At 68.3% G+C, this 26,848-nt stretch carries 25 protein-coding genes; 15 read left to right on the top strand and 10 right to left on the bottom strand.

The genetic code is table 11. From position 1 onward, the window contains the following. Positions 1-2 precede the first annotated feature (2 nt). Positions 3-2,084, bottom strand: coding sequence for an EAL domain-containing protein (locus tag CURTO8I2_RS13835; protein WP_159681837.1), 2,082 nt, complete (start codon positions 2,082-2,084; stop codon positions 3-5). 23 nt (positions 2,085-2,107) lie between these two features. Next, entirely contained in the window at positions 2,108-3,151 is a 1,044-nt protein-coding gene (gene epmB, locus CURTO8I2_RS13830; protein ID WP_159681836.1) for an EF-P beta-lysylation protein EpmB, read from the bottom strand. Positions 3,152-3,244: 93 nt separating this feature from the next. On the opposite strand from epmB, the gene efp reads away from it, so the two are divergent. From efp to folE2, 7 genes are all read left to right on the top strand, one after another. After that, positions 3,245-3,811, top strand: a complete 567-nt coding sequence (gene efp, locus CURTO8I2_RS13825; RefSeq protein ID WP_159681835.1) for an elongation factor P — start codon at positions 3,245-3,247, stop codon at positions 3,809-3,811. Positions 3,812-3,813: 2 nt separating this feature from the next. Further along, the gene (locus CURTO8I2_RS13820; RefSeq protein WP_236551165.1) at positions 3,814-4,644 is read left to right on the top strand and encodes a hypothetical protein; all 831 of its coding nucleotides are present in this window, start codon (positions 3,814-3,816) and stop codon (positions 4,642-4,644) included. A gap of 2 nt (positions 4,645-4,646) precedes the next feature. Beyond that, entirely contained in the window at positions 4,647-5,990 is a 1,344-nt protein-coding gene (locus tag CURTO8I2_RS13815; protein ID WP_159681834.1) for a TRZ/ATZ family hydrolase, read from the top strand. Positions 5,991-6,000: 10 nt separating this feature from the next. After that, the gene (gene ubiG / locus CURTO8I2_RS13810) at positions 6,001-6,711 is read left to right on the top strand and encodes a bifunctional 2-polyprenyl-6-hydroxyphenol methylase/3-demethylubiquinol 3-O-methyltransferase UbiG (RefSeq protein ID WP_159681833.1); all 711 of its coding nucleotides are present in this window, start codon (positions 6,001-6,003) and stop codon (positions 6,709-6,711) included. After that, positions 6,708-7,394, top strand: coding sequence for a phosphoglycolate phosphatase (locus CURTO8I2_RS13805; protein WP_159681832.1), 687 nt, complete (start codon positions 6,708-6,710; stop codon positions 7,392-7,394). The genes ubiG and CURTO8I2_RS13805 overlap by 4 nt, the downstream gene beginning before the upstream one ends. After that, complete coding sequence (locus CURTO8I2_RS13800) at positions 7,391-8,065, top strand: phytoene/squalene synthase family protein (RefSeq protein ID WP_159681831.1); 675 nt, start codon at positions 7,391-7,393, stop codon at positions 8,063-8,065. Before CURTO8I2_RS13805 ends, CURTO8I2_RS13800 begins: the two co-directional genes overlap by 4 nt. A gap of 137 nt (positions 8,066-8,202) precedes the next feature. Further along, a complete protein-coding gene (gene folE2 / locus CURTO8I2_RS13795; protein ID WP_159681830.1) occupies positions 8,203-9,114 on the top strand; it encodes a GTP cyclohydrolase FolE2 in 912 nt (303 codons plus the stop codon). Positions 9,115-9,263: 149 nt separating this feature from the next. Here the strand turns inward: folE2 and CURTO8I2_RS13790 are convergent, their stop codons facing one another. From CURTO8I2_RS13790 to yidD, 3 genes are all read right to left on the bottom strand, one after another. Beyond that, the gene (locus CURTO8I2_RS13790) at positions 9,264-10,097 is read right to left on the bottom strand and encodes a M23 family metallopeptidase (RefSeq protein WP_159681829.1); all 834 of its coding nucleotides are present in this window, start codon (positions 10,095-10,097) and stop codon (positions 9,264-9,266) included. A gap of 76 nt (positions 10,098-10,173) precedes the next feature. Further along, positions 10,174-11,523 carry a dihydroorotase gene (locus tag CURTO8I2_RS13785; RefSeq protein ID WP_159681828.1) on the bottom strand — a complete coding sequence of 450 codons (1,350 nt, stop codon included), beginning with the start codon at positions 11,521-11,523 and terminating at the stop codon, positions 10,174-10,176. Beyond that, the gene (gene yidD / locus CURTO8I2_RS13780; protein ID WP_159681827.1) at positions 11,520-11,756 is read right to left on the bottom strand and encodes a membrane protein insertion efficiency factor YidD; all 237 of its coding nucleotides are present in this window, start codon (positions 11,754-11,756) and stop codon (positions 11,520-11,522) included. The genes CURTO8I2_RS13785 and yidD overlap by 4 nt, the downstream gene beginning before the upstream one ends. Before the next feature lie 112 nt (positions 11,757-11,868). Between yidD and dksA the strand changes: the two genes are divergently transcribed. After that, positions 11,869-12,900, top strand: coding sequence for an RNA polymerase-binding protein DksA (gene dksA, locus CURTO8I2_RS13775; protein ID WP_159681826.1), 1,032 nt, complete (start codon positions 11,869-11,871; stop codon positions 12,898-12,900). A gap of 150 nt (positions 12,901-13,050) precedes the next feature. Here the strand turns inward: dksA and CURTO8I2_RS13770 are convergent, their stop codons facing one another. Continuing rightward, complete coding sequence (locus CURTO8I2_RS13770) at positions 13,051-14,253, bottom strand: MFS transporter (RefSeq protein ID WP_159682127.1); 1,203 nt, start codon at positions 14,251-14,253, stop codon at positions 13,051-13,053. A gap of 62 nt (positions 14,254-14,315) precedes the next feature. Next, positions 14,316-14,756 carry a SufE family protein gene (locus CURTO8I2_RS13765; protein ID WP_159681825.1) on the bottom strand — a complete coding sequence of 147 codons (441 nt, stop codon included), beginning with the start codon at positions 14,754-14,756 and terminating at the stop codon, positions 14,316-14,318. Positions 14,757-14,955: 199 nt separating this feature from the next. Here CURTO8I2_RS13765 and CURTO8I2_RS13760 point away from each other — a divergent pair, with 199 nt between their 5' ends. From CURTO8I2_RS13760 to CURTO8I2_RS13750, 3 genes are all read left to right on the top strand, one after another. Beyond that, on the top strand, positions 14,956-16,371 hold the full coding sequence (locus tag CURTO8I2_RS13760) for a deoxyribodipyrimidine photo-lyase (RefSeq protein WP_159681824.1): 1,416 nt from the start codon (positions 14,956-14,958) through the stop codon (positions 16,369-16,371). Positions 16,372-16,570: 199 nt separating this feature from the next. Next, positions 16,571-18,049: a wax ester/triacylglycerol synthase family O-acyltransferase gene (locus tag CURTO8I2_RS13755; RefSeq protein WP_159681823.1), complete on the top strand. Its 1,479-nt coding sequence runs from the start codon at positions 16,571-16,573 to the stop codon at positions 18,047-18,049. Positions 18,050-18,197: 148 nt separating this feature from the next. Next, positions 18,198-18,875 carry an OmpA family protein gene (locus tag CURTO8I2_RS13750; RefSeq protein ID WP_159681822.1) on the top strand — a complete coding sequence of 226 codons (678 nt, stop codon included), beginning with the start codon at positions 18,198-18,200 and terminating at the stop codon, positions 18,873-18,875. Positions 18,876-19,024: 149 nt separating this feature from the next. On the opposite strand, the gene CURTO8I2_RS13745 is transcribed toward CURTO8I2_RS13750, so the two are convergent. The 3 genes from CURTO8I2_RS13745 to CURTO8I2_RS13735 all read right to left on the bottom strand — a co-directional run bounded on the left by CURTO8I2_RS13745 (position 19,025) and on the right by CURTO8I2_RS13735 (position 23,368). Next, entirely contained in the window at positions 19,025-20,230 is a 1,206-nt protein-coding gene (locus CURTO8I2_RS13745) for an acetyl-CoA C-acyltransferase (RefSeq protein WP_159681821.1), read from the bottom strand. Between the two features lie 91 nt (positions 20,231-20,321). After that, complete coding sequence (locus tag CURTO8I2_RS13740) at positions 20,322-22,694, bottom strand: 3-hydroxyacyl-CoA dehydrogenase/enoyl-CoA hydratase family protein (protein WP_159681820.1); 2,373 nt, start codon at positions 22,692-22,694, stop codon at positions 20,322-20,324. A 53-nt stretch (positions 22,695-22,747) separates the two neighbouring features. Next, the gene (locus CURTO8I2_RS13735; protein ID WP_159681819.1) at positions 22,748-23,368 is read right to left on the bottom strand and encodes a TetR/AcrR family transcriptional regulator; all 621 of its coding nucleotides are present in this window, start codon (positions 23,366-23,368) and stop codon (positions 22,748-22,750) included. Between the two features lie 219 nt (positions 23,369-23,587). On the opposite strand from CURTO8I2_RS13735, the gene ndk reads away from it, so the two are divergent. The 4 genes from ndk (at position 23,588) to CURTO8I2_RS13715 (ending at position 26,826) form a co-directional block, all read left to right on the top strand. Further along, positions 23,588-24,013: a nucleoside-diphosphate kinase gene (gene ndk / locus CURTO8I2_RS13730; protein ID WP_133392641.1), complete on the top strand. Its 426-nt coding sequence runs from the start codon at positions 23,588-23,590 to the stop codon at positions 24,011-24,013. 77 nt (positions 24,014-24,090) lie between these two features. Beyond that, positions 24,091-25,197, top strand: coding sequence for a 23S rRNA (adenine(2503)-C(2))-methyltransferase RlmN (rlmN, locus tag CURTO8I2_RS13725; protein ID WP_159682126.1), 1,107 nt, complete (start codon positions 24,091-24,093; stop codon positions 25,195-25,197). Then, positions 25,184-25,996, top strand: a complete 813-nt coding sequence (pilW, locus tag CURTO8I2_RS13720) for a type IV pilus biogenesis/stability protein PilW (protein ID WP_159681818.1) — start codon at positions 25,184-25,186, stop codon at positions 25,994-25,996. Before rlmN ends, pilW begins: the two co-directional genes overlap by 14 nt. Beyond that, positions 25,993-26,826: a helix-turn-helix domain-containing protein gene (locus tag CURTO8I2_RS13715; RefSeq protein WP_159681817.1), complete on the top strand. Its 834-nt coding sequence runs from the start codon at positions 25,993-25,995 to the stop codon at positions 26,824-26,826. The genes pilW and CURTO8I2_RS13715 overlap by 4 nt, the downstream gene beginning before the upstream one ends. Positions 26,827-26,848 lie beyond the last annotated feature (22 nt).

Genomic DNA, 26,848 nt, shown 5'->3' with positions numbered 1-26,848 from the left:
CTTCATTCGAAGTCGTAGTGCATGCCGGGGCTGGCGGCTGCGAGAAAGTTGCCCTGCACGTAATCGATGTCGGCGCCGAACAGGATCGACATACTGGCCGCGTCCTGCACGAATTCCGCGATCGTGCGGATCCCGACCTGGCGCGCCCGCCGTGCGATCTCGCCGATCCGCGCCTGGTTCTCGCCGTTGCCCGGCAGATCGTCGGTGAAGCTGCGGTCGAGCTTGAGCAGGTGCGGCTGCAGATGACTGAGCAACTGGAACGAGTCCAGTCCGACACCGAACTGTTCGAGCGCGAAACGTCCGTCGAAGCGGGCGATGCGTGCGGCGAACGCCTGCGTCGCCTTGAGGTGGGTGAACACCTTGGCCTCGGGCAGCTGCAGGACCAGGTACTCGCCGGGCACCTGGTGCTGCGCGAGCTGTTCGCCGACGAAATCCGCGAATGCGTCACCATCGAGCGAGGCCTGGCTGACCTTGACCAGCAACGTCGTCGGATGTCCGGCGCGCAGCCGCTCGCCGATCGCCGCGATGGCGCGGGCCGCGACGTGGCGATCGATCTCGCCGAGCATGCCGTTGTCTTCGGCGATCTGCAGGAAGGTGCCCGGCGCGATCAGTTCGCCATCGCCGCCGTCGAGCCGCAGCAGCACGTCGTAGACGGCCGCGTTGTCGCCCTGCAGATTGATGACCGGCTGGTAGTGCAGCACGAAGCCGTCGCTGTCGAGCGCGCCGCGCAGACGTGTCACCCAGGCCTGGATGCGCTCTTCCTCGACGCGATCGACCGCGCTCGGATCGAACACCTCGCAACGGTTGCCACCGGTGCCCGACGCCGATTCCAGCGCCGCCGTCGCGCGGGCCAGCACCTGGGCGACATTGGCGATCTTCTCGCCGACCTGGACGCCCCCGATGCTGACGGTGATGACGCTCGAGCGTTCGCCGACGTCGAAGACGTGATCGGCGAACCCGGCCCGGATGCGTTCGGCCGTCGCCGCCGTGGCGTGATAGTCGTGACCGCGCAACAGGATCGCGAGCGTGTGGCCGGCATACCGGGCCACGGTGGCAGTGTCGTCGACGAGCGTCTGCAGACGTCCGGCGACGGCAGCGAGCAGGTCGTCGGCGTGATCGAGGCCGATATCGGACAACAGCTGCTGGTGATGATCGGGCTCGAGCATCAGGAAGCCGTACTGGCCGTCGGACTGCGCGGTGTCGTCGACGGCGTCTTCGATCGCGCGCAGGAACGTCGGCCGGTTCAGCAGGCCGGTGACCTGGTCGCGATGGCGCAGTTCCTCGAGTTCCAGCGCCAGACCGGCGTCCAGTTCCTCGCGGCGGCGGAACACCACCTGCAGGCAGGGCTCGCCCTCGTACTGCGCGGTGGTGAACTCCATCGCGGCCGGGAACGCGTTGCCGTCGATGTCGCGCGCTTCGATCTCGTGGCGCGGCGGCGGTGCTTCGCCCTTGCTCATGGACTTCAGCAGCGCCTTGAAGGCTTCCACGTGCTGCGGCGCGACCATGTCCAGCAGCGAGATGCCTTCGATGTCCTCGAAGCTGTCGTAGCCGAACATTTCCAGGTACGCCGCATTCGCGCGGATGTGCATGCCTTCGTGGATGTAGGCGATCGGATCGCGCGAGGAATCGATCAGGGCGTCGCACCGGCGCTCGGTCTCGCGCACACGCGCTTCCAGGCGGCGCAGGCCGCGTCGCGCGTCGCGATCGGCCCAGGCCTCGCGCACGCAGGCCAGCACCTGCTGCGAAGCGTGGCGCAGGGCGACGGCGCGGGCGCCGGACTGGATGGCGTCGATGTAGTCTGCTTCGACCAGCGTGTCGACCAGCGCGATGACCGGCAGGTCGCGTCCGCTGTCGGCGACGCGCTGCATGACCTGCGCGAACGGCAGCGTGGACGCGCTGCGCGCCGCGATCACCACGTCGGGCGACTGGCTGCCGATCATGCGGCCCAGATCGTCATCGGATTCGGGCCGCAGCGGGCGCACGGCGATGCCGGCGTTGCGCAAGCCGCTGGCAAGCGCCTCGGCATCCTCGACGCGGTCGTCGACGATCAGCAGGCGCAGGGCGGTGTCGGCTTGTGTCGACATTCGGGTCTCCAGGGCAGACCGCGTTATGCCATGGAGGGGTTGATCCGTCCATCGCTGCGGCCGGTCATCGGGCGCTTGGATGCGTCGCCTGCGACCTCGCGCACAAGACGCGGGACGAGATAGCCGGACTGGCGAGCGACGAGGGCGGCGTGCAGATCGAGTGCGGTCGCGTCGTCGACCTCGAAGTGTGCCGTGCCCGACACCCGGTCGAGCTGGTGCAGGTAGTAGGGCAGCACGCCGGCGGCGAATCCCCGTTCGGCCAGCGCGGCCAGCCGGTCGACATCGTCGTTGACACCGCGCAGCAGGACGGCCTGGTTCAGCAGCACCGCACCGGTGTCGCGCAGGGCGCGCATCGCACGGTCGACGTCGGCGTCGAACTCGTGGGCGTGGTTGGCGTGGACCACGATCGCGACCGGCCACGGCAACGACGCCAGCCAGTCGCACAGTTCGGCATCCACCCGTTCGGGCAGGACGATCGGCAGGCGGGTGTGGATGCGCAGGCGGCGCACGTGGGGAATGGCGCGCAGGGTCTCGGTGAGTTCGACGAGTTTGGCCGTCGCGAGCGACAGTGGATCGCCCCCCGACAGCAGCACTTCCTCGATGCTCGGATCGGCCGCGATCGCGGCCGTCGCCTCGCGCCAGCCGTTCGCGGCCGCGGTTTCCTCGGCGTAGGGGAAATGCCGGCGGAAACAATAGCGGCAGTGCACGGCGCAGCTGCCGGTGGTGACGAGCAGGGCGCGGCCTTCATATTTATGGATCACGCCGTGACCGGCCTTGGCAGCGCCATCGCCGACCGCATCCAGACCGAAGCCGGGCACCGGGCGCATCTCCGCATCCAGCGGCAGCACCTGGCGCAGCAGGGGGTCGTGCGGATCGCCGTGGCGCATGCGCGCGACGAAGCTGCGCGGCACCCGCAGCGGGAACTGGGCGGCCGCGGCGTCGGACAGGCCCAGCGCGGCCTCTTGCAGTCCGAGCAGGGCCAGCAGTTCTCGGGGATCCCGGACGGCCTCGCGCCAGGCCTGCTGCCAGCGCCGCGGCTGCATCGGAAGGGGGGCAGCGGGTATCATGTGCGATTGAATCCGTAGAGCCGTCCGCGCGTGTCGCGGCCCGGGAACCCCACATTGTAGCCGCCGGCGCGCCCGGCCCAGCAGGAGCGAAAGATGGCCAGTTATGGCATGAACGACGTCAAGAACGGCCAGAAGATCCTGGTCAACGGCGAGCCTTGCGTCATCATCGACACCGAGTACGTGAAGCCGGGCAAGGGCCAGGCGTTCACGCGCATGAAGTACCGCAACATCAAGTCGGGCCGCGTCGTGGAACTGACGATGAAGGCGACCGACTCGGTGGAAGTGGCCGATGTCATGGACACCGACATGCAGTACCTCTACAGCGACGGCGAGTACTGGCACTTCATGAATCCCGAGTCCTTCGAGCAGGTCCAGGCCGACAAGGCCGGCATGGGCGGCGCGGAGAAGTGGCTCAAGGGCGAGGAGCAGTGCGTGGTGACGCTGTGGAACGGCACGCCGATCCAGGTCACGCCGCCGAACTTCGTCGAGCTGCAGATCACCGAGACCGATCCGGGCGTGCGCGGTGACACCTCGGGTGGTGGCGGCAAGCCGGCGACGCTGGAAACCGGCGCCGTGGTGCGCGTGCCGCTGTTCGTCGGCCAGGAAGAAGTGATCAAGGTCGACACCCGTTCGGGCGAGTACGTCAGCCGGGTGAAGTGAGCATGCGGTGTGTGCGCCTGCGGCTGTGGGCGGGTGCGCTTGCGCTGCTGTCGGTGGCGACCGGCGCACATGCGGTGGAGACGGGCGCGCCCCGCGATGCCTGTCCGCTGCAGACGATCTATGCCTTGAGTACGGCGGGCCTGCTGCCTGCCGGAGGCGACGCGCCGATCGTTGCACAGGCCTGCCGGGTATGGCCCTACGACGATGCGCTCGCGCTCGCTGCGGTCGCGTATGCGCCCAGCGGGCAGGCGCCGGTCGGCGAGCGGGCCCTTCGCTTGGTGGTCGCGGTACTCGACGCGCAATCGTCCGAGGTGCTGGCGATCCACGAGCGCGAGATCGGCGAAGACGCGGCGTTCGCGCTGCTCGACGGCGGCGTGCTGCTCGACACCGCGCGTTACGACCTGGCCGAAGGCACCCGTGCATTCGGCGTCGTGCTGCGCAGCTCGGCGCCGGGGCCCAGCTGCCCGGACGGCCGATTCAACGACGCACTCACGCTGTACGTGCGCGAAGGTCGCGTGCTCCGGCCGGTCTTCGCATCGCACATGGATTTCTGGTCCCGGGTGCTCGGCGAGCCCTGCAGCTGGGCGCGTGACCAGCGTCTGGTGACCGAGGAAGCGGCGTTCACCATCGGCGTGGAGCGGAGCACGCACCACGGGTTCGCCGACCTGCGCGTGACCGCGAACGTGACGCGGACCGAAAGCGCCGCCGACCGCGAAGACGAGAAGACCGTGCGCCGCCGCGACAGCCGGGTCGTGCGCTACGACGGCACCCGATACGACGTGGCCGCGCTGGAGAACGGATTCTTCTGGACCCTGTCCCCCGAGGAGAACTGAACATGCATGACGCGACCCCGCAAGCCATCGACCTGCTGATCGAAGCCGCGCACGTGGTGCCGGTGGAGCCGCACGCGGTGGTGCTCGACGACCACGCGGTCGCGGTGCATCGCGGCGAGATCGTCGCGGTGCTGCCCATCGCCGAGGCGCGGCAGCGGTTCGCACCGGCCGAGACGGTCTCGCGACCGCAGTCGGCGCTGTTGCCCGGCCTGGTCAACGCGCACACCCACAACCCGATGACGCTGCTGCGCGGCATCGCCGACGACCTGCCGCTCAAGGTCTGGCTGCAGGAGCACATCTGGCCGATCGAGGGTGCGGTGATCGGACCGGAATTCGTCGCCGACGGCGTCACCCTGGCGCTGGCGGAGATGATTCGCGGCGGCACCACGTGCGTCAACGAGAACTACTTCTTCCCCGACGTGCAGGCCGCGGTCTACAAGCGTCACGGGTTCCGCGCGCGCGTCGGTCTGCCGGTGATCGATTTCCCCACCGCGTGGGCGAAGAGCGACGACGAGTACTTCAACCGGGCCGGCGAAGTGCACGACCAGTGGCGCGACGATCCGCTGATCGCGATGGCGTTCGCGCCGCATGCGCCCTATACGGTCAACGATGCGAACTTCGAGCGCATCCGCATGCTTGCCGACCAGCTTGATCTGCCGGTGCACCTGCATCTGCACGAGACCGCGCAGGAAGTGCAGCAGTCGATCGACGAACACGGCCAGCGCCCGCTCGCGCGTCTGGAGCGTCTGGGCCTGGTCAACGACCGCCTGATCGCGGTGCACATGACCCAGTTGACCGAGGCCGAGATCCACCTGTGCGCCGAACGCGGCGTCAGCGTGGTGCACTGCCCCGAATCCAATCTCAAGCTGGCCTCGGGTTTCTGCCCGGCCTGCGCCCTGGAACGCGCCGGCGTGAACCTGGCGATCGGCACCGACGGCGTGGCCAGCAACAACGATCTCGACATGTTCGGCGAGACCCGCACCGCGGCGATCCTGGCCAAGGCAGTCGCCAACGATGCCGCGGGTTTCGATGCGTTCACCGCACTTCGCGCGGCGACGCTGGGGGGCGCGAAGGCGGTCGGCTTCGGCGATCGCATCGGTTCGATCGAGCCGGGCAAACAGGCCGACCTGATCTGCGTCGATCTGTCGCCGATCGAGACCCAGCCGCTGCACCACGTGGTCTCCCAGCTGGTGTACGCGACCGGCCGCCACCAGGTGGGCGATGTCTGGATCGCCGGGCAGCCCAAGCTGCAGTCGCGCACCCTGGTCGGATTCGATCTCGAGGCCATCACCGCGAACGCGCGTCAATGGCGCGAACGCATCGCCACCCTGCGCAACGGCGCATGAGGACCCCGCAATGACGGCAGCACGCGACAACTTCCACCAGGCCGAACTCGACAAGTTCGGCGCGCTCGCCAACCGCTGGTGGGATGCCGACGGCCCGCAGAAGGCGCTGCACGCGCTCAATCCGGTGCGTCTGGACTACGTGCGCGAGCGCACCCGCCTCGACGGCGCACGCGTCCTCGATGTCGGATGCGGCGGCGGCCTGCTCAGCGAGGCATTGGCGCAGCGCCATGCGCACGTCACGGCGATCGATCTGGCCGAGGATCTGGTCAAGGTCGCGAAGCTGCACGGGCTGGAGAGCGGCGTACAGGTCGATTACCGCGTGCAGTCGGTCGAAGCGCTGGCCGCCGAGCAGCCGGGCAGTTTCGATGCGGTGACCTGCATGGAAATGCTCGAGCACGTGCCGGACCCGGGCGCGATCCTGCAAGCCTGCGCCACGCTGCTCAAGCCGGGCGGCTCGCTGTTCGTGTCCACGCTCAACCGCACGCCGGCCGCATTCGCGCTGGCCATCGTCGGCGCGGAATACGTGGCGCGCCTGCTGCCGCGCGGCACGCACCAGTACGCGGCTTTCATCAAGCCCTCCGAACTCGGTGGCTGGCTGCGCGAGGCCGGTCTGGAGCTGCAGGACGTCACCGGTCTGATGTACGAGCCGTGGCGCAACGGCGCGCGGCTGATCCCGCGCACCGACGTGAACTATTTGGCCTGGGCGCGGAAGCCGCAGTGAGCGATTCGACGTCCGCAGCCCGCTTTCCTGCCGGCGCCCTGTTCGATCTCGACGGCACGCTGCTCGACAGCGCGCCCGACATGCTCGCGACCGTCAACCGGATGCTCGCCAGCCGCGATCGTCCGCCGCTGGCGCTGGCCGACATCCGTCCCGTGGTCTCGCGCGGTGCACGCGCCATGGCCTCGGTCGCGTTCCCCGAGCTTGATGCCGACGGCGTGGCGGCGCTGGTGCCGGAGTTTCTCGCCGTCTACGACGAGGAACTCGGCCGCCACAGCGTGCTGTTCGACGGCGTCGAGCCGATGCTGGCCGCGCTGGAATCGGCGGGCACGCCCTGGGGCATCGTCACGAACAAACCGGAATATCTGGCGGTGCAGATCCTGCCGCAGCTCGGCTGGCAGACGCGCTGCGCCGTGCTGATCGGCGGCGACACGCTCGCCGAACGCAAACCGCATCCCATGCCGTTGCTGCACGCCGCCAACGCGATCGGCATCGCGCCGGAGGCATGCGTTTACGTCGGTGACGACGCGCGCGACATCGCCGCGGCGCGTGCAGCGGGCATGCCCTCGATCGTCGCCCTGTGGGGGTACCGGCTCGATGACGACGACCCGATCGCCTGGCAGGGTGACGTGATGCATGACGCAGTCCAGGCGCTGTCCGATCCGGCTGGCTGGCCGCAGCCTTGAGCACGCAGATGCAGTCGTGCGACGAGGATTTCGTCGGCAAATGGCAGGCACGCTGGCCGGAATGGCGCATCGGCATGGCCTTCGTCGCACCCGCGCAGCGTGAGCGCGCAGCGCCCTGGTTCTCGCTGCTCGACGAACTGTGCGATGCCGCCTGGGCAGGCACCGATGCCACGCCGGGTCTTGCCAAGCTCGCGTGGTGGCAGGACGAGCTGCAGGGCTGGGCCAAGGGCGCACGCCGGCATCCGCTCGGCGCGCAGTTGCAGCGCGTGGATGCGCCGTGGCAAACGCTCGCCCTGGCGCTGCGTCTGTTGCCCGCCACCCGCGAACATCCTGCCGATACCGCGCGCAATCTCGCCCAGCTGCAGGATCTCGCACTTGCGATCGCGGCCTGCGAGTCGCGCCTGTTCGGCGACGGCAGCCGCGACAGCGGCGATGGCCGGATCGACGCCGCGCCGCTGCTGGCGATGCAGGCGTTCGTGCGCACGGACCAGCCGCTCGCCGCGCAGCTGTTGGCCGACTGGCCTGCATCCGCAGCGGGCACGCGGCCGCGCCGGATTGCGAATGCGATCCTCGGCGCACGTCTGCGCGTGCTCGCGCGTGAGGGCGTGAGCCGTCCGGTGCCGGGCCCGCGGGTGCTGTGGTCGAGCTGGCGCGCCGCGCGTCCGCGCTGAACATCGCCTGCGGGGACGGGCGCGGAAACGCAGCGTTGCGAGGATCGATGCGGTCGAGCCGGTAGACTGGAACCCTCGACGGGCGCCGGACACCAGCGCCCGTCGCGTCATTCCCGCCCAACGCCACGAGTTCCGTCTTGAGCACCGCATCTTCCACCGACCGCCTTCCCGATGTCGCCGGCGACCAGGCCCAGGCCGCGCGCCTGCTGGACTGGGTGGGCATGGGCAACATCGCATTGCCGCTGCGCATCGAGGATGCCGATGGCGGCGCGGTGACGGTGCCGGCATCCGCCGACATCGGCGTGAACCTGGTCGATCCCGACGCGCGCGGCATCCATATGTCGCGCCTGTACCTGCATCTGCAGGATGCGCTGTCGCGCCAGGTGCTGGATCGCGGAACCATCGCGGGCGTGCTGCGCGACTGCATCGATTCGCAACGCGGCCTCGCCGATCGCGTGCAGCTCACCCTGTGCTACGGCCAGCTGCTGCGTCGCCCCGCGCTCGCCAGTGCGCACAGCGGCTGGAAAACCTATCCGGTCGAGATCGACGCCGTGCTCGGCCCGGATGGTCTGGCGCTGACGCTGTCGCTGTCGGTCGAGTATTCCAGCACCTGTCCGGCGTCGGCCGCGCTGTCGCGCCAGCTCAATGCCGCGCGCTTCGCCGGGGATTTCACGCCCGAGACCAGCGGTTACGACGCCGTACGCGACTGGCTGGCATCCCCGCGCGGACTGGCCGCGACGCCGCATGCCCAGCGCAGCCGCGCCGACGTGCGTCTGACCCTGGGTGCGGACGTCGACACGTTTCCGATCCTCGCGATCGTCGATGCGCTGGAACACGCGCTCGGCACGCCGGTGCAGACCGCGGTCAAGCGCGAGGACGAACAGGCCTTCGCCAGCCTCAATGCCGAGAACCTGATGTTCTGCGAAGACGCCGCCCGCCGCGTCGCCGCGGCGCTGTCGGCCGATCCGCGCGTGGCGCGTTTCGAGGCCAAGGTGTCGCACTTCGAAAGCCTGCACGCCCACGACGCGGTGGCGCGCGTGCGCGGCTGAGCGCGCGCATCCGGACGCCTGCCGGCTCCCCGCGGCGGCGCGATCGAAACACGGAGCGGTCGGAACGCTCCTTTTTTATGCCGGCAGTGTTATGCCGGCAGTGATCGAACCGGGACTGTGCGACGACGGCGCTCGCGGGCGCCGTCGACTCAGCGCTCCAGCACCAGCTGCGGATCCACCCGCACGTCCAGCCAGTTCATGCCCCAGTGCAGATGCGGCCCGGTCGCACGCCCGGTCGCGCCGACGGCGCCGATCACCTGGCCCTGTTCGACGCGATCGCCCACTTTCGCGTCGATGCGCGACAGGTGCAGGAAGTTCGAACTCACGCCGTGCCCGTGATCGAGCAGCAGCGTGCCGCCGGTCAGATAAAGATTGGGACCGGCGAAGGTGACGATGCCGGCAGCCGGCGCCTTGACCGGCGTGCCGGTGGGGGCGGCGATGTCCATGCCCGAATGCGGTGCGCCCGGCTGGCCGTTGTACGCGCGCGCGCGACCGAAGCGGCCGCTGATACGGCCTTCGACCGGTCGGATGAAACCGTTGCCGAAATCCACGCGGTCATCGTCGCGCACGCGCGCTTCGGTGACCTGTGCCTGTTCGCGGCGAATGCGTTCGGCGATCGCCGCCGGCGGATTCACCGTGGCCGGCGGCACGCCGTTGACGCGCTCCACCGGCCAGTCGCGGGGCGTGATCGCGATCGTTGACGACTGCCGGCTGCCGTCCGCGCGGGTGATCTCGAGCTGCACGGGGCCCGCCTCGTCGCGGCCCACGCCGAGCACCACCGTGCCGTAACCGCTGACGCGCAGCGCGCGGTCGCGATACTGCACCTGGCTGCCGGCCGGCACCTTGCCGATGACGAGGCTGCCCTGTTGCACCTGCGCCGGAAACCGCACATCGCCCGCGTCCTGCGCCTCCAATGGCGCTGCGGACACCAGCGAGTAGAGGATCAGGCAACACAGGAGGGGCAGGCGGCGGAGCAGGGACATGCGGTGGTCCGGGCAGGAAGGGAAGGCGCCGGGCACGCTACGCACCCGGCGATGAAGAGGCTGTTCCGCCGGGGCCTCAGCGCGAGAACGCGAGTCGCTGGCCGGCCGCGTCGCCAACCAGCTGTGTGCCGTCCCACGCCAGACGACCGTTGACCCAGGTCGACGCGATCCGCGAGCGGAACGTCGTGCCTTCGAACGGCGACCAGCCGCATTTCGACAGCACCTGCTCGCGCGTCACGGTGAACGGCGTGTCCTCCACCATCACCAGGTCGGCGAAATACCCTTCGCGCAGGAAGCCGCGCTCGGCGACGTCGAACAGCTGGGCCGGCGCGTGCGCAAATTTCTGCACGACGCGAGCGATGTCGAAATGCCCTTCGTGCACGCATTCGAGCGCGGCGTTGAGCGCGAACTGCACCAGCGGCAGGCCGCTCGGCGCGCGCGTGTACGGATTTTCCTTTTCGCTCAGCAGATGCGGCGCGTGGTCGGTGGCCAGCACGTCGATGACGTCGTCGGCCAGCGCGCGCAGCAGCGCTTCGCGGTCGGACGCATCCTTGATCGCCGGGTTGCACTTGATCTTGTGGCCCAGGCGCGCGTAGTCGGCGCGGTCGAAGCGCAGGAAGTGGATGCAGGTCTCGGCGGTGATGCGCTTGCGCAGCTTGCCGGCGGCATCGACCAGTGGGCCGCGTTCGAACAGGGCCAGCTCGTCGGCGGTCGAGATGTGCAGCACGTGCAGGCGCGTGTCGTGCTTGCGTGCCAGCGACAGGGCCAGCTGCGTCGACTTCATGCAGGCCTCGCGCGAGCGGATGTCCGGGTGGCATTGCGCCGGAATGTCGTCGCCGTACTTGGCCTCGTATTCGCGCTGGATCGCGTCGATCGTCGGCGTGTCCTCGCAGTGCGTGATGATCGGCACCGGGGTCTCGCGGAAGATGCCGTCGAGCGTTTCGGGGTTATCGACGAGCATGTTGCCGGTGGAGGCGCCCATGAATACCTTCACGCCCGGCGTGGTCAGCGGGTCGATCCGGCGCACATGGTCGAGGTTGTCGTTGCTCGCCCCCATGTAGAAGCCGTAGTTCGCGCGGGCCCGGCCGGCGGCCCGGTCGTACTTGTCCTGCAGCACGTCGGCGCTGAGCGTCGGTGGGCTGGTGTTGGGCATGTCCATGAAACTGGTCAGCCCGCCGGCGACGGCGGCGGCCGATTCGGTCGCCATGTCGGCCTTGTGCTCCATGCCCGGCTCGCGGAAGTGCACCTGGTCGTCGATCATGCCGGGCAGCAACCAGCGGCCGGCGGCATCGACGATCGTGTCGCCGTCGCGGGCGGACAGGTCACCGCCGATCGCGGCGATGCGGCCATCGGCGATGCGCAGGTCACCGTCGAAGATGCGGCCTTCGTTGACGAGGCGGGCGTTGCGGATCAGGGTCGAGGTCATGGCTTGGGGTCCAGGTTCGGCATCGGGACGGGGTCGTGTCCGCCCGGATGCAGGGGATGGCAGCGCGACAGGCGGCGCAGCGCGAGCCAGCCACCACGCAGCACGCCGAAGCGGGCGATGGCGACCATCGCGTACGACGAGCAGCTGGGATGGAAGCGGCAGCGCTGGCCGAGCAGGGGGCTGAGGAAGCGCTTGTAGCCGCGCAACAGGAAGATGAGCAGGCGCGCGATCACGGCAGGTCGGCGGGGGCGATGAACACGGTGGTCGGGACGGTTGCCGCTGCAGGGGCATGCAGGGTATAACACGCCGCTTCCCCGCCCAAGGGAATGACAAGGAACGCAGCACGTGGCAGTCAAGAAACCCGCAAAGAAGGCCGTCAAGAAGGCCGCAAAGCCCGCCGCGAAGGCCGCCGTCGGGAAGAAGGCTGCCACCGCCACCAAGCCGGCAGCGAAGAAGCCCGCCGCTGCCAAGAAGCCCGTCGCCAAGTCCGCGTCCGCCAAGCCGGCAGCGAAGAAGGCGCCGGCCAAGGCACCTGCGAAGAAGGCCGCTGCGTCCAGGCCCGCGCCCAAGGCAGCGCCGGCGAAGGCGGCTGCGAAGCACGTGACTGCGAAGAGCGTGCCCTCGAAGAAAATGGCGAAGGCAGCCCCGGTGAAAGCCGCGGCCACCAAGCCTGCGACGAAGCCCAAGGCCGCTGCTCCCGCAGCGGCGAGCAAGCCCGTTGCGAAGAAGGCGGCACCGGCCAAGTCGATTGCCGACAAGTCCGCTGCCGCCCCGAAGACGGAGGCCGCGAAGAAGGCCCCCGCTCCGGCGAAAGCCGCCGCGCCGAAGCCGGTGCCGGCATCCACTCCCACGAAGCGTCCACGTCCGGTCGGAAAAGTCGCCGTCGCGGGCGTTGCGCGCCAGCAAGAGCCGGCGCCAAGAACAAAGGTGAAGGTCGTGCAGTACAAGACCGATGCAGAAACAGGTCGTCCCATGCTTCCGCAGGGCTACAAGCCCGGCGCCGACGAGGAGTACATGAGTGCGTTGCAGCTCGAGTACTTCCGCCAGCGGCTGCTGAACTGGCGTGCGGACCTGGTCGAGGAATCCAAGCAGACGATCGAGAATCTCAAGGACGAAGTGCGTGACGTCGGCGACGAAGCCGAACGCGCCACCCGCGAAACCGAGAACTCGCTCGAGCTGCGCACGCGTGACCGCTACCGCAAGCTGATCGGCAAGATCGACAGTACCCTCAAGCGCGTCGATTCGGGCGAGTACGGCTACAGCGTCGATTCGGGCGAGGAGATCGGTCTCGACCGTCTCGAAGCGCGTCTCACCGCCGAGCGTACGATCGACGAGCAGGAGCGCTGGGAGCATCTGCAGAAGCAGATGGGAGATTGATCGCCCCCGCGTCTTGAGCAGAGAAAGCCCGCGCAAGCGGGCTTTTTTCATGTTTCATGGGGTCTGCCGCAGCGCAGGCCTGCGGCGCCGCGAGGATCGCGCGTTCGGCCTTCCTTCTGCCGGCGGCCCGTGCGCAATCGCCGGCGGCGCCTACTGCAGATCGCGCAGATCCAGCCGGCGCAGGCGGGGCGCGCGCCATGCGGTGGTCGCGACCACGCCCATCGTCACGAAGCCACCGACCACGACCGCCGGCACCAGACCGAGCAGACGCGCCATCGACCCCATATAGAACGCGCCGATCTCGTTCGACGAACCGACGAACAGACCGTTGATGGACGACACGCGACCGCGCATGTGGTCCGGTGTCGAGAGCTGCATGATCGTCGAGCGCATCACCACCGACACGCCGTCGCACATGCCCGACAGCAGCAGGAAGAACGCCGACAGCCAGAAGGCCGTCGACAGGCCGAAACCGATCATGCACAGGCCGAAGCCCGCCACCGCGCACAGCAGGAAGCGGCCCGCGTTGCGCTGGACCGGATTGCGCGCCAGCCAGATGCCCATTGCCACCGAGCCCAGCGCCGGCGCGCTGCGCAGGATGCCCAGGCCCTCCGGCCCGTAGTCGAGAATGTCGTGGATGAAGGCCGGCGCCAGCGAGATCGCGCCGCCGAACAGCACGGCGAACATGTCGAGCGCCAGCGCGGCGAGCAGGATCTGGTGGCCGAACACGAAGCGCGCGCCCTCGGCGATGCTGGCGAACACCGGCTCGCGCTGCAGCAGCTGCGCCGGCTCGGTCACCTCCATGCGTCCCAGAAAGACGATCACCACCAGCGCGAGGATCGCCGCCAGCAGGAACACGCCCGGAATGCCGAGCGGCTTGATCAACAGGCCGCCGATCGCCGGCCCCAGCACCATCGCACTCTGGAACACGATGCTGCCGAGGCTGGCGCCGCGCACGAACTGGTCGCGCGGCAGCACACGCGCGAACAGCGCGTTGTACACCGGTCCGAGGAACGCACGGACCATGCCGGTCAGCATGATCGGCAGATACAGCAGCCAGACACTTCCGGCGATCAGGCCCGAGGTCAGCAGTGCGAGCAGCAACGGGGTGATCGCCAGGCCGGCGGCGGCCGCCATGCCGAGCCTGCGCCGCGGGAGATGGTCGACCAGATAGCCCGCGAACGGCGCGACGCAGAAATAGGGCAGCACTTCCGCCAGGCCGATCAGCCCCAGCATCCAGGGGTCGCCGGTCTCGGCATAGATGTGCCAGCCGGCCGTGACCGCGACGATCTGGTACGACAGGATCGTGAAGATGCGGTAGCCCAGCAGGGCGCGGAAGTTGCGGTTGCGCAGCGGCGCGGCGCGACTGCCCTCAGCGACGGTCGCTGGGTCGGACTCCGACGCTGGCGCGCCGCTCACGCCAGCGCGTGCTGCGCGCGGTCGCGGATGAAGGCGATCAGGGCCGCCAGCCCGTTGTTGCGCGTCGGGGAGAGGTGCTTGGCCAGTCCGATGTCGCCGATGTAGTCGGCATCGGTCTCGACGATCTCGCGCGCACTGCGGCCGCTGTAGACGCGCAGGGCGAGATAGATCAGGCCCGACACGATAGCCGAATCGCTGGCGGCGGCGAACTCGAGACGGTCCGCGTCGCCGGAGGCCACGATCCACACCATCGACTGGCAGCCGTGCAGGCGGTGCGTCTCGGTCTTCAGCGCATCGGGGAACTCGGGCAGCTTGCGGCCCAGATCGATCAGGTACTGGTAGCGTTCGGACCAGTCGCCGAAGAACGCGAATTCCTCGGCGATCGCGCGCTGGGCGTCGGCGGGGCTGGATTCGAGGGGAAACGGGGTGGGGGTCACGTGGGCTGGGCTCTTCTCGGGCGCGGACACAGGTTCGCAGCCGATATTGTGACCGATCCCGCCGGCGCACTGTCCCGACCGGCGTCAGTGGATCGCGGCGCCGCGGCGCGCAGACACGGGAGACGCCCGGCTTTCTCAGGATCCTCACGCGCATTCAGAGACTGTCCGCGGCTCTATTCGGCGCGCGGGGAGAAGCGCTTTGGCGACTGCCATCGTCTGGTTCCGGAACGATCTGCGACTCGATGACAATCCGGCGCTGCGCGCCGCGCTGGATGCGGGATTCGCGCCGGTGTGCGTCTACATCCATGCGCCGGACGAAGAGGGTGACTGGGCGCCGGGCGCGGCATCGAACGCGTGGCGGCATCATTCGCTGGCCGCGCTGGACGCTGCGCTGCGCAAGCGTGGCAGTCGACTCCGCCTGTTCCACGGACCCAGCCAGGCCACGCTCGAGACCCTAGTCGACACCTGCAGCGCCGAAGCCGTGTTCTGGAACCGGCGCTACGATCCGGCGATCGAAGCACGCGACACCGCCATCAAGCGCGATCTGCGCGAATCCGGCGTGCGTGCCGAAAGCCACAATGGCGCGCTGATGCTGGAACCGTGGTCGCTGCAGACCGGGCAGGGCGGTCCGTACAAGGTGTTCACCCCGTTTTGGCGCAAAGCCTTGACCGAACTGCACCTGCCAGACCCCTGGCCTGCGCCCCGCAGCCTGCCCGCGGTCGAGGACGGTCCCTCGGGTGTGGCGCTCGAGGAGTTGGAGCTGGCGCCCGCGCTGGACTGGGACGCCGGCTTCTGGAAATTCTGGGTCCCCGGTGAAGCCGGCGCCCACGAGGCCCTGGAGGTTTTCATCGACGGCGCGCTGCGCGGCTACCGCGCCGGTCGCGATCGTCCCGACCAGGCCGGCACGTCGCGCCTGTCACCCCATCTGCATTTCGGCGAGATCTCGCCGTGGCGCGTGGTCGCCGCGCTCGAGGCCGAGCGCACCGCGGCGAACGCCTCAGACATCGATGCCTACGTCCGCGAACTGGGCTGGCGCGAGTTCGCCCATCATCTGCTGCATCATTTTCCGAAGACGCCCGACGAGAACTTCAATCCGCGCTTCGAGCGGTTTCCGTGGGCGCGCGTCCAGACCGCTGCGCTCGAGGCCTGGCGCCGGGGACGCACCGGCGTGCCGATCGTGGACGCCGGTCTGCGCGAGCTCTGGCATGTCGGCTGGATGCACAACCGGGTGCGCATGATCGTGGGCAGCTGGCTGTGCAAGCACATGCGCATCCACTGGCGCGAAGGCGCGACCTGGTTCTGGGACACGCTGGTCGATGCCGACCTCGCCAACAACACGCTGGGCTGGCAGTGGATCGGTGGCACCGGCGCGGATGCATCGCCGTACTTCCGGGTGTTCAATCCGGTCACGCAGGCGCAGAAATTCGATCCCGACGGCAGTTACATCGCACGCTGGGTGCCCGAACTCGCCGGCCTGCCGGTGCCGCTGCGCTTTAGTCCATGGACCGACCCCGACCGGCTGAAGTCGGTCGCACCGGAATATCCGTCCTCACCGATCGTCGATCTGGCAGCGGGCCGCGAGGCCGCGCTGGCCGCCTACCAGACGTCGCGCTGACGTCTGCGTGCGCGCCCTGGCGCGCGCATCGCGTGCGGCAGCGTGCACGTCCACAGCAGTGCCGTGCAGCCGCGTGCTGCGCGGTCCGCGTGACCTCATGCAGCGCCGGCGACGCATGCGACGCGCCTGCGGTCGCGTGCGCGTTGACCCTGCCGCACCCGCGTGATCCACTCGGGCGGCTGACTGCCTGGGAGGGAAGATGGCCGAGACCGCCGCACCGCCACGCCGCAAACGCCTGCGCCGACAGCCGATGACGCGCGTCGACACCGCCTGGCTGCGCATGGAGCGGCCGACCAATCCGATGATGATCACCGCCGTACTGGTATTCACCGAGCGGATGTCGGTGGAGGCCCTGCGCGCGCTGGTCGATACGCGCTTTCTCGCCTACGCGCGGTTCCGCCAGAAAGCCGTCGACGCTACGACGGGGGCGACCTGGATCGAGGACGGGCACTTCGACCTCGACTGGCATGTGCGACGCGCCGCGCTGCCGGGGCGCGCGACCGTGAGCAGCGCGGCCGAAGAAAAACGCGCGCTGGAAGCCTTCACCGGCGAACTCGCATCGACGCCGCTCGATCCCGGCAAGCCGCGCTGGCAGTTCCATCTGGTCGAAGACTACGCCGGCGGCTCCGCGCTGGTCGCGCGCATCCACCACTGCTATGCCGACGGCATCGCGCTCGTGCAGGTGCTGTTGTCGCTGACCGATACCGAACGCCATCCACGGCCCGCGGAGACCCTGCCGCAGGCCTGGCTCAAGGCCGATGGCGCGGGCGTGGAGCGGCGCGTCAACGCAGTCGCGCGGTACAAAAAGCTGGGCGGACAGGTGCTCGACCGCGGCATGGCGATGTACCGCGACCCCACGCTCGCGAACATGCTGGCGCGGGAAGGCGGCGAGATTGCCCGCGAGCTGCTGTACGCACTGTCGCTGTCCGATGACCCGCCATCGCTGCTGCGGGGCGAACTGGGCGTCAGCAAGCGCGTCGCCTGGGCGGAGCCGCTGTGTCTGGACGAGGTCAAGGCGGTCGGCCGCGCGTTCGACTGCACCGTCAACGACGTGCTGATGGCTGCTGCCGCCGGTGCGTTGCGCGGCTACATGCGCGAGCGGGGGACTGACCCCGACGGGATGACGCTGCGCGCGACGGTGCCGGTCAACCTGCGGCCGCTGGAGCACGCGAAGAAGCTCGGCAACCATTTCGGTCTCGTATTCCTCGACTTGCCGGTCGGCGAAGCGAATCCTGCGCGCCGGCTCGAACGCGTGGCTGCGTGCATGCGCGAACTCAAGGGTTCGCGCCAGGCGATCGTCGCCTTCGGACTGCTCGCCGCACTGGGCATGGCGCCGCAATCGGCGCAGGGCATCGCGCTCGATCTCTTCAGCCGCAAGGCGTCGGCCGTGGCCACCAATGTGCCCGGCCCGCAACAGCCGCTCTATCTGGCCGGATGCGCACTGCGCGAGATGATGTTCTGGGTGCCGCAGACCGGATCGATCGGCATCGGCCTGTCGATCCTCAGCTACGACAACCGGGTGCATTTCGGTCTCGTCGCCGACGCTCGCCTGGTGCCCGATCCCGACGCGGCGATCGCGCATTTCCGGCGCGAGTTCGACGCCTTGCTGTATCTGGCGATGATGGGCGACTGGTCGCAGGCGCTCGATGCGGAGGCGGCCGAGGCAATGCTCGACTGAAGACGCGCTGCGTGGATGTTCGTGCTGAACGATGTCCGTCCGGGCATGCACGCCGTCACTCCGCATGCATTCTGAACACGCTACTTTCGGCTCCGCTTTCAACGCTCCGGGCATCTTCGCCCGTACCGGACACCAGGAGACCGATACCATGCGCCGACTCACCACCGCAGGCCTCACCACCGCGCTCGCCAGCACCCTGCTGCTGTCCAGCTGCGCGACCTATACCGGTCAGACGAATGCACCGGACGATGCGAACCGCACCCGTAACAATGCGCTGATCGGTGCGGGCATCGGCGCCGTCGCCGGTCTCCTCAGCGGCGGCGACGCTACCGAGCGCCGTCAGCGCGCCATGGTCGGCGCCGGTGTCGGCGGCCTGGCCGGCGGCGCTGTCGGCGTCTATCAGGACCGCCAGGAAGCCGAACTGCGTCGCCAGACCCAGGGCACCGGCATCCAGGTCGACCGCGACGGCGATGTCATCAAGCTCAACCTGCCGGATGGCGTGACCTTCGACTTCGGCAAGGCCGATCTCAAGTCGCAGTTCTATCCGGCGCTCAACAACGTCGCGCGGACGCTCGCCGAGTACGACCAGACGATCGTCGAGATCTCGGGTCACACCGACAGCGTCGGCACCGACGCGGTCAACCAGCGTCTGTCGCAGCAGCGTGCCGACTCGGTGGGCAACTATCTGATCGGCCAGGGTCTTCTGCGCCAGCGCTTCGAGATCGTCGGCTTCGGCAAGACCCGCCCGGTCGCGGACAACAGCACCGAGCAGGGCCGCGCGCTGAACCGTCGCGTCGAGATCCGCGTGATTCCGCTGCAGTCGTAATCCGCAGCGCGCTGCAAAAAAAGCCCCGGCAGTGCCGGGGCTTTTTGTTTTTGCGGGGGCGCTCGCGCGCGCGCAAGGCTTTTTCGAAGAATCGGCGAGCGTCAGAACCCCATCGCGCGCGAGCGCGCTTCGAGGAAAAACCGCGGATCTCAGAGCGCTTCGATCACACCCGCCGCGCCCATGCCCGTGCCGATGCACATCGTCACCAGACCGTAGCGCTTCTTGCGACGGCGCATGCCGTGGACGATGGTCGCGGTGCGGATCGCGCCGGTCGCACCCAGCGGATGGCCGAGCGCGATCGCGCCGCCCAGCGGATTGACCTTGGACGGGTCGAGCCCGCTGTCGCGGATGACCGCCAGCGCCTGCGCGGCGAAGGCTTCGTTGAGCTCGATCCAGTCGATGTCGTCGAGGGTGAGGCCGGCCTGCGCCAGCGCCTTGGGAATCGCCGCGATCGGGCCGATGCCCATGACTTCGGGGCGCACGCCGGCGACCGCGAAACTGACAAAACGCGCCAGCGGCTTCAGACCGTAATCCTGCACCGCCTGGCCCGAGGCGAGCAGGATGCCGGCCGCGCCATCGCTCATCTGCGAGCTGTTGCCGGCCGTCACCGAACCGCCGAACTGTCCGTTGCGGAACACCGGACGCAGCTTGGCCAGGCCTTCGATCGAGGAATCCGGGCGCGGACCTTCGTCGGTGTCGACCAGCAGCTTGCGCAGACGCACCGTGTTGCCGGCGAGGTCGGGCTGGTGCGAGACGATCTCGTAGGGGCTGATCTCGTCCTTGAACTCGCCGGCCTCGATCGCGGCGATCGCCTTCTGGTGCGAGGCGAGCGCGAACGCGTCCTGGTCCTCGCGCGAGACCTTCCACTCCTCGGCGACCTTCTCGGCTGTGATGCCCATGCCATAGGCGATGGCCACGTGGTCGTCCTTGAACACGCTCGGGGCGAGCGCGACCTTGTTGCCCATCATCGGCACCATCGACATCGACTCGGTACCGCCGGCGAGCATCAGGTCGGCGTTGCCGAGACGGATCTCGTTGGCGGCCAGCGCGAGGGCCTGCAGGCCGGACGAGCAGAAGCGGTTGACGGTCTGCGCGGCCACGGTGTCGGGCAGGCCGGCCAGCAGCACGCCGATGCGCGCCACGTTCATGCCTTGCTCGCCCTCGGGCATCGCGCAGCCGATCACGGCGTCGTCGATGCGGTCGACGTCGATGCCCGGCGCCTGCGCGACGACGGCCTTGAGCACGTGCGCCAGCATGTCGTCGGGGCGGGTGTTGCGGAATACGCCCTTCGGCGCCTTGCCCACGGGTGTGCGGGTGGCGGCGACGATGTAGGCGTCCTGGATCTGCTTGCTCATGGGATGTTCTCGTATTTGAGTGAGGGGGTGAGGGCGTCAGCCGGGTGGCCTCGACTGACGCTTCGCGCGCACTGCGCGCCTGACGTCCTCACTAGTTCCGAAGCGGCTTGCCGGTCTTGAGCATGTGGCCGATGCGCGCCTGGGTCTTCTCCTGCTGGGCAAGCTCGACGAAGTGCTTGCGCTCCAGGCGGATCAGCCAGTCCTCGTCGACGACCGCGTTGCGGTCCACGTCGCCGCCGCACAGCACGGTGGCGATGCGCTCGGCGATCTCGTAGTCGTACTCACTGACGAAACGGCCTTCGAGCATGTTGACCAGCAGCATCTTGAACGTGGCGATGCCGACATCGCCGGCGACGCGGATTGCGCGCGCGGGCAGCGGCGGGCGGTAGCCGGCTTCGGCCAGCGCCGATGCCTGCTGGCGTGCGACATGCAGCAACTCGAACGCGTTGAAGGTCACGATGTCATCGCTGCGCAGCAGGCCGAGTTCCTGGGCGTTGACTGCCGAGTTCGACACCTTGGCCATCGCGATGGTCTCGAAGGTCTTTTTCAGCTCGGCGAACACGTCGCCGTTCGGGCCGGCGGCTTCCGATGCACGCACCGCCAGTTCCTTCAGGCCGCCACCGGCCGGCAACAGGCCGACGCCGGCCTCGACCAGGCCGATGTAGCTTTCGAGATGCGCGACGGTGCGCGCGCTGTGCATCTGGAACTCGCAGCCACCACCCAGCGCCAAGCCGCGGACGGCCGCGACCACGGGCACCAGCGAGTACTTGATGCGCTGGCTGGTCTTCTGGAAGTTCTCGACCATCGCCTCGAACGCATCCACCTTGCCGGCCTGCAGCAGGCCCAGCGCGCCGGCGAGATCGGCACCTGCGGAGAAAGGCTCCTTCGGCTGCCAGATCACCACGCCCTTGAACTTGCGCTCGGCGATGCCGATCGCTTCCTGGATGCCGTCGAGCACGTGGTCGGAGACGGTGTGCATCTTGGTCTTGAAGCTGATCACGCCGATGTCGTCGCCGTCCGTCCACAGGCGGATGCCGTCGTTCTCGTACACCGTTTCGCCCGGCTCGAAGCGCTCACCCAGCAGCGGGTCGGGGAAACGCTGGCGGCGGTACACCGGCAGCGCCGAGCGCGGCAGCTTGGCGTTCTTGGACGGGCTGTAGCTGCCCTCGGCGGCATGCACACCCTCGCGGCCGTCGAACACCCAGTCGGGCAGCGGCGCGCTGCTCATCGTCTTGCCGGCGACGATGTCCTCGGCGATCCAGTCGGCGACCTGCTTCCAGCCCGCGGCCTGCCACAGTTCGAACGGACCCTGCTGCCAGCCGTAGCCCCAGCGGATCGCCAGGTCCACGTCGCGTGCGGTCTCGGCGATGTCTTCCAGATGCACGGCGCTGTAGTGGAACAGGTCGCGCAGGATCGCCCAGACGAACTGCGCCTGTGGGTGTTCGCTCGCGCGCAGCTGGGCCATGCGTTCGGCGGGATCCTTGGTCTTGAGGATCGCGACGACCTCGTCGGCGGCCGTGCGGTCGGACGCGCGGTAGTCCTGCTTCTCGAGATCCAGGACCAGGATGTCCTTGCCCGCCTTGCGGAAGATGCCGGCCCCGGTCTTCTGGCCCAGCGCGCCCTTGTCGATCAGCGCGGTCAGCCACTTGGGCGAGGCGAAGTATTCGTGCCAGGGATCCTCGGGCAGCGTGTCGGCCATGGTCTTGATGACGTGCGACATCGTGTCCAGACCGACCACGTCCGAAGTGCGGTAGGTCGCCGACTTCGGACGGCCGAGCAGGGGACCGGTCAGCGCGTCGACCTCGTCGAAGCCCAGATTCGATTCCTGGGTGTGGTGGATCGTCGACAGGATCGAGAACACGCCGATCCGGTTGCCGATGAAGTTCGGGGTGTCCTTGGCGTAGACCACGCCCTTGCCGAGCTGGGTGGTCAGGAAGGTTTCGAGGCCTTCCAGGACCGCCTTGTCGGTGGTCTTGGCCGGAATCAGTTCGGCCAGATGCATATAGCGCGGCGGGTTGAAGAAGTGCACACCGCAGAAGCGGTGACGCAGTTCTTCGGGAAGCACATCCGCCAGGGCATTGATTCCGAGGCCCGAAGTATTGCTGGCCAGCACCGCGTGTGCCGGCACGTGCGGGGCGATCTTGCGGTAGAGGTCCTGCTTCCAGTCCATCTTCTCGGCGATCGCCTCGATGATCAGGTCGCAGCTTTCGAGTTCGGCCAGGCCGGTCTCGTAGTTGGCCGGCACGATGGCCTCGGCAAGCGACTTGCTGCTCAGCGGGGCGGGGCTCAATTTGGCCAGGTTCGCGAGCGCCTTGCGCACCACGCCGTCCTTGTCGCCTTCCTTGGCCGGCAGGTCGAACAGGACCGTGTCGATGCCGGCGTTGGTCAGGTGCGCGGCGATCTGCGCGCCCATGACACCCGCGCCAAGCACCGCGGCGCGACGTACAAGCAGTTTCTCAGACATTTGCTCCATCCCTTTGTTTCAAAAAAGAAACCCGACACAGGCCGGGCTGGTGGTCAGGCGCGGAACCCGGCAGCGGCGAAGCGGATCAGTTCGCCGGCGATGCGGGTCCGGTGCGCGTGTTCGGTGGTGCCGGGCGGACGCTTGATCAGGCCGAAATCGGCCATCGCGTACGTCAGTGCGCCGGCGAGGAAATCCAGGCGGCCATAGAGCTCGGCCTTGCCGAGCTGCGGCACGCACACGGCGAGGGCGCCTGCGAACTCGCGCGGCACGTGGCCGTACTGTTCGGAGAGGAACTTGCGCAGGGCGTCGTTCTTCTCGACATAGGCCCGTGCGATCACCCGGACGAACGCGCCGCTACCGGCACGGCCACTGGCCATGTCCAGTGCGGGCTCGACGAAGGCGGCGATGATCGGCTCGATCTCGCCGGGCCGCTCGGCCATCGCCGCCTTGAGCTGGGCGAGCCGCTGCGCGCTCATCTGGTCCATCCGGCGTCGGAACACCTCGTTGACGAGGTTCTCCTTGCTGCCGAAGTGGTAGTTGACCGCCGCGATATTGACGTCGGCCCGGCTGGTCACCTGGCGCAGCGAGGTCCCCGCGAACCCGTGGGTCGCGAACAGTTCCTCGGCGGCGCCGAGAATCTTGTCCTTGGTGGAGAACTGGGCGGTACTGGCCATGGCGAACTGGGTGCCTCGATCAAACGCTTGTTTGGATTCTGGGGGCGGGGCGGCTGACGCGTCAATGACCGGAGCCCGGTCCGTTCTCGGCGAAGTTGCGGCAGATACGTTAGAATTGTCGCAGCCATGTTGGCTAAACCCGCGTTTCGGCGCGGGTTTTTCCATGTAGACTCGGCCGTTCCGGAGTGGACGGCCCCATTCCAGACCGGAGAACACCAGATGGCGCTCGAGCGCACTCTTTCCATCGTCAAGCCCGATGCCGTTGCCAAGAACGTGATCGGCGAGATCTATTCCCGCTTCGAAAAGGCCGGCCTGAAGATCGTGGCCGCCAAGTACAAGCAGCTGACCCGTGAAGAAGCCGAGGGCTTCTACGCCGTGCACAAGGAGCGTCCGTTCTTCGGCGCGCTGGTCGAGTTCATGACCTCCGGCCCGGTGATGATCCAGGCCCTGGAAGGCGAGAACGCCGTGGCCGCGCACCGCGACCTGCTGGGCGCCACCAATCCGAAGGACGCCGCGCCGGGCACGATCCGCGCCGACTTCGCCGACTCCATCGATGCCAACGCCGCCCACGGCTCGGATTCGGTCGAGAACGCGCAGACCGAGATCGCGTACTTCTTCAAGAACGACGAAGTCGTTTCCCGCTGAGGGATGCCATCGTGACCGAGGTCGCCATCGACGCCACCGTCGCCAAGCAGAACCTGCTCGACCTCGACCGCGAGGGCATGGAGCGCTTTTTCGCCGAGACCCTCGGCGAAAAGCGCTTCCGCGCCCACCAGATCATGAAGTGGATCCATCACCGCTACGTCACCGATTTCAACGACATGACGGACCTGGGCAAGGTGCTGCGCGCCAAGCTCGAGGCGCATGCTGAAGTCCGCGTGCCGCAGGTGCAGTTCGAGAAGCCCTCCACCGACGGCACGCACAAGTGGCTGCTGGCGATGGACGGCAAGAACGCGATCGAAACCGTCTACATCCCCGACAAGAACCGCGGCACGCTGTGCGTGTCGTCGCAGGTGGGCTGCGCGCTCAACTGCCAGTTCTGTTCCACCGCGACCCAGGGCTTCAACCGCAACCTGTCGACCGCCGAGATCATCGGCCAGGTCTGGGTGGCGGCGCGGCATTTGGGCAACGTGCCGCACAAGCAGCGTCGCCTGACCAACGTCGTGATGATGGGCATGGGCGAGCCGCTGATGAATTTCGACAACGTCGTCCGCGCGATGAGCATCATGCGCGACGACCTCGGCTACGGCCTGGCGAACAAGCGGGTGACGCTGTCGACCGCCGGTATGGTGCCGATGATCGACAAGCTCGCCGAAGTCAGTGACGTGTCGCTGGCGGTGTCGCTGCATGCGGCCAACGACGCGTTGCGCACCGAACTGGTGCCGCTCAACAAGAAGTACCCCATCGCCGAGCTGATGGAGGCCTGCGTACGCTACGCCCAGCGCAAGCGCGGCGAGTCGATCACCTTCGAATATACGTTGATGCGGGACGTCAACGATCAGCCGCAGCACGCGCGCGAGCTGGCCCGGTTGATGCGCGAGTTCGACAACCGCCTGCAGATGAAGGATGCGGCGAAGGTCAATCTGATTCCGTTCAATCCGTTCCCGGGTACGCGTTACGAACGCCCGGACGACGCGACGATCCGCCGGTTCCAGAAGCTGCTCAACGAATCGGGTCGCATCGCACCGGTGCGTCGCACCCGTGGCGACGACATCGATGCGGCCTGCGGTCAGCTCAAGGGCCAGGTCGCCGATCGCACGCGTCGGCAGGCCGAACATCTCAAGCGTCTCGAATCCCAGGGCGGTCCAGGTGTCGATGCGGCTGCCTGAGGCTGCCGTCTCCGTCGTTCTCCTGCTGGCGTTGGCCGGCTGTTCACGCCTCGATTTCGTCAAGCCCAGCGGCAAGAGCGATTTCCGCCCCGACGTGCGGACCTACGAGACCCGGGGCAATGCCCAGTTCCGTCGTGGGGAAGAAGCCCGTAACCAGCTGGCGCTGGCGTCTCGCGCATTCGACGCCGGCGACTTCGATGCTGCCGCGCGCGCGGCCCGCGGCGCGCTGAAGGGCGAAGGCACCGCGGCCGATGCGAATACGCTGCTGGCGGTGATCGAAGACCGTCGCGGTCGCAGCGCGCAGGCGGGCGGCTACTACAAGGCGGCAGCAGAGCGTGCGCCCGACCAGGGCGCCTACCTCAACAATTACGGCACCTGGCTGTGCCGCAATGGTCGCGCAACCGATGCGCTGGCCTATTTCGATGCCGCGGTGCGTGACCCCGCCTACGGTGATCCGTCCGGCGCCCTCGCCAACGCGGGTGCCTGCGCCATGACGGCGGGGGAGATGACGCGCGTGGAACGGGATCTCCGCGCGTCGCTGGAGCTCGATCCTGTGAACCTGGTCGCACTCGACACGATGTCGCGCTACCTCATGGGCGAACGTCGGTACTTCGACGCGCGGGCTTTTTCGCAGCGACGGCTTGCCGCGGCCCCCGCAACTGCGGCAGCATTGCAACTTGCGGTGCAGATCGAAACCGCGCTCGGCGACACAGGGGCCGCCGACCGATACCAGCGACGCTTGCAGGCGGAGTTTCCGGCTGCATCGAACCTACAGCCAAGGGAAACCAGTCCACCATGAGTTCTTCGAGCCAGACCATGCCAGCGACGTCGCCTGGGGTCGGAGAGCGTCTGCGCGAGGCGCGCATGGCGGAAGGGCTGGCGATTGCCGATGTCGCGGCCCGTCTGCGGATGCAACTGCGTGTCGTCGAGGCGCTCGAAGCGGAGAACTGGGACCGCCTCGGCGCCCCGGTGTTCATTCGTGGCCAGCTGCGCAGCTACCTGCGCTTGCTGAAGCTGCCGGAATCGTTGGCCGACGGCGTTTCGGACGCCCATGCCCGTCAACCGGTGCTCACCCCGCGCACCTATACCCCGCCGATGCAGCGGATGCTCGACAAGGCCATGGGCCGCGCCGTCTATGTGGTGATCACCGCGCTGATCGCGGTGCCGGTCTGGGTGGCGACGCGTTCGCACGTCGACAACACCCGTCCGGTCGAAACCGCATCGCTGGGCCTCGACGGAAACCTCCAGAGCGCCGTCGAGGACGTGCGGCCTGCGCGGCCGACGCCGGTGACCGCCTCGCTGGGCGCATTGCCCAAGCGCGCGCCTGCGTCGCAGGCCGTCGCCGAGTCCGGCGCGCAGAATTCTGGAGCGCTCGTCCTGCGCTTCAGTGGCGACAGCTGGATCGAGGTGATCGGTCCCGATGGCGCGCAGGTCGAACAGGCGCTGGTGCAGGCCGGCCAGGAACGCCGCTTCGAGGCGGGCACCGTCAGCCGCGTCAAGCTCGGCAATGCCACTGCCGTCGAAGTATCGAGCGGTGGCGACGTTCAGGATCTGTCCCGGTTCCAGCGGGCCAACGTGGCACGCTTTACGGTATCCTCCGACGGCGCGCTGGCGCCGGCTGCCGAATAACCCGGGCGACCGCGCCGGGTTC

The organism is Luteimonas sp. 9C (genome assembly GCF_902506295.1).
GTDB lineage: Bacteria > Pseudomonadota > Gammaproteobacteria > Xanthomonadales > Xanthomonadaceae > Luteimonas.
Note: the sequence above shows the minus strand (reverse complement) of the source record. Positions and strands in the feature narration are given on the sequence as shown.

Coding starts and splice junctions, on each gene's coding strand:
- ndk (WP_133392641.1), top strand. CDS start 23,588: ATGGCGCTCGAGCGCACTCTTTCCATCGTCAAGCCCGATGCCGTTGCC.
- CURTO8I2_RS13715 (WP_159681817.1), top strand. CDS start 25,993: ATGAGTTCTTCGAGCCAGACCATGCCAGCGACGTCGCCTGGGGTCGGA.
- epmB (WP_159681836.1), bottom strand. CDS start 3,151: ATGATACCCGCTGCCCCCCTTCCGATGCAGCCGCGGCGCTGGCAGCAG.
- CURTO8I2_RS13745 (WP_159681821.1), bottom strand. CDS start 20,230: ATGAGCAAGCAGATCCAGGACGCCTACATCGTCGCCGCCACCCGCACA.
- CURTO8I2_RS13750 (WP_159681822.1), top strand. CDS start 18,198: ATGCGCCGACTCACCACCGCAGGCCTCACCACCGCGCTCGCCAGCACC.
- ubiG (WP_159681833.1), top strand. CDS start 6,001: ATGACGGCAGCACGCGACAACTTCCACCAGGCCGAACTCGACAAGTTC.
- CURTO8I2_RS13790 (WP_159681829.1), bottom strand. CDS start 10,097: ATGTCCCTGCTCCGCCGCCTGCCCCTCCTGTGTTGCCTGATCCTCTAC.
- pilW (WP_159681818.1), top strand. CDS start 25,184: ATGCGGCTGCCTGAGGCTGCCGTCTCCGTCGTTCTCCTGCTGGCGTTG.
- CURTO8I2_RS13815 (WP_159681834.1), top strand. CDS start 4,647: ATGCATGACGCGACCCCGCAAGCCATCGACCTGCTGATCGAAGCCGCG.
- CURTO8I2_RS13740 (WP_159681820.1), bottom strand. CDS start 22,694: ATGTCTGAGAAACTGCTTGTACGTCGCGCCGCGGTGCTTGGCGCGGGT.
- CURTO8I2_RS13835 (WP_159681837.1), bottom strand. CDS start 2,084: ATGTCGACACAAGCCGACACCGCCCTGCGCCTGCTGATCGTCGACGAC.
- efp (WP_159681835.1), top strand. CDS start 3,245: ATGGCCAGTTATGGCATGAACGACGTCAAGAACGGCCAGAAGATCCTG.
- rlmN (WP_159682126.1), top strand. CDS start 24,091: ATGGAGCGCTTTTTCGCCGAGACCCTCGGCGAAAAGCGCTTCCGCGCC.
- CURTO8I2_RS13820 (WP_236551165.1), top strand. CDS start 3,814: ATGCGGTGTGTGCGCCTGCGGCTGTGGGCGGGTGCGCTTGCGCTGCTG.
- CURTO8I2_RS13755 (WP_159681823.1), top strand. CDS start 16,571: ATGGCCGAGACCGCCGCACCGCCACGCCGCAAACGCCTGCGCCGACAG.
- CURTO8I2_RS13735 (WP_159681819.1), bottom strand. CDS start 23,368: ATGGCCAGTACCGCCCAGTTCTCCACCAAGGACAAGATTCTCGGCGCC.
- CURTO8I2_RS13785 (WP_159681828.1), bottom strand. CDS start 11,523: ATGACCTCGACCCTGATCCGCAACGCCCGCCTCGTCAACGAAGGCCGC.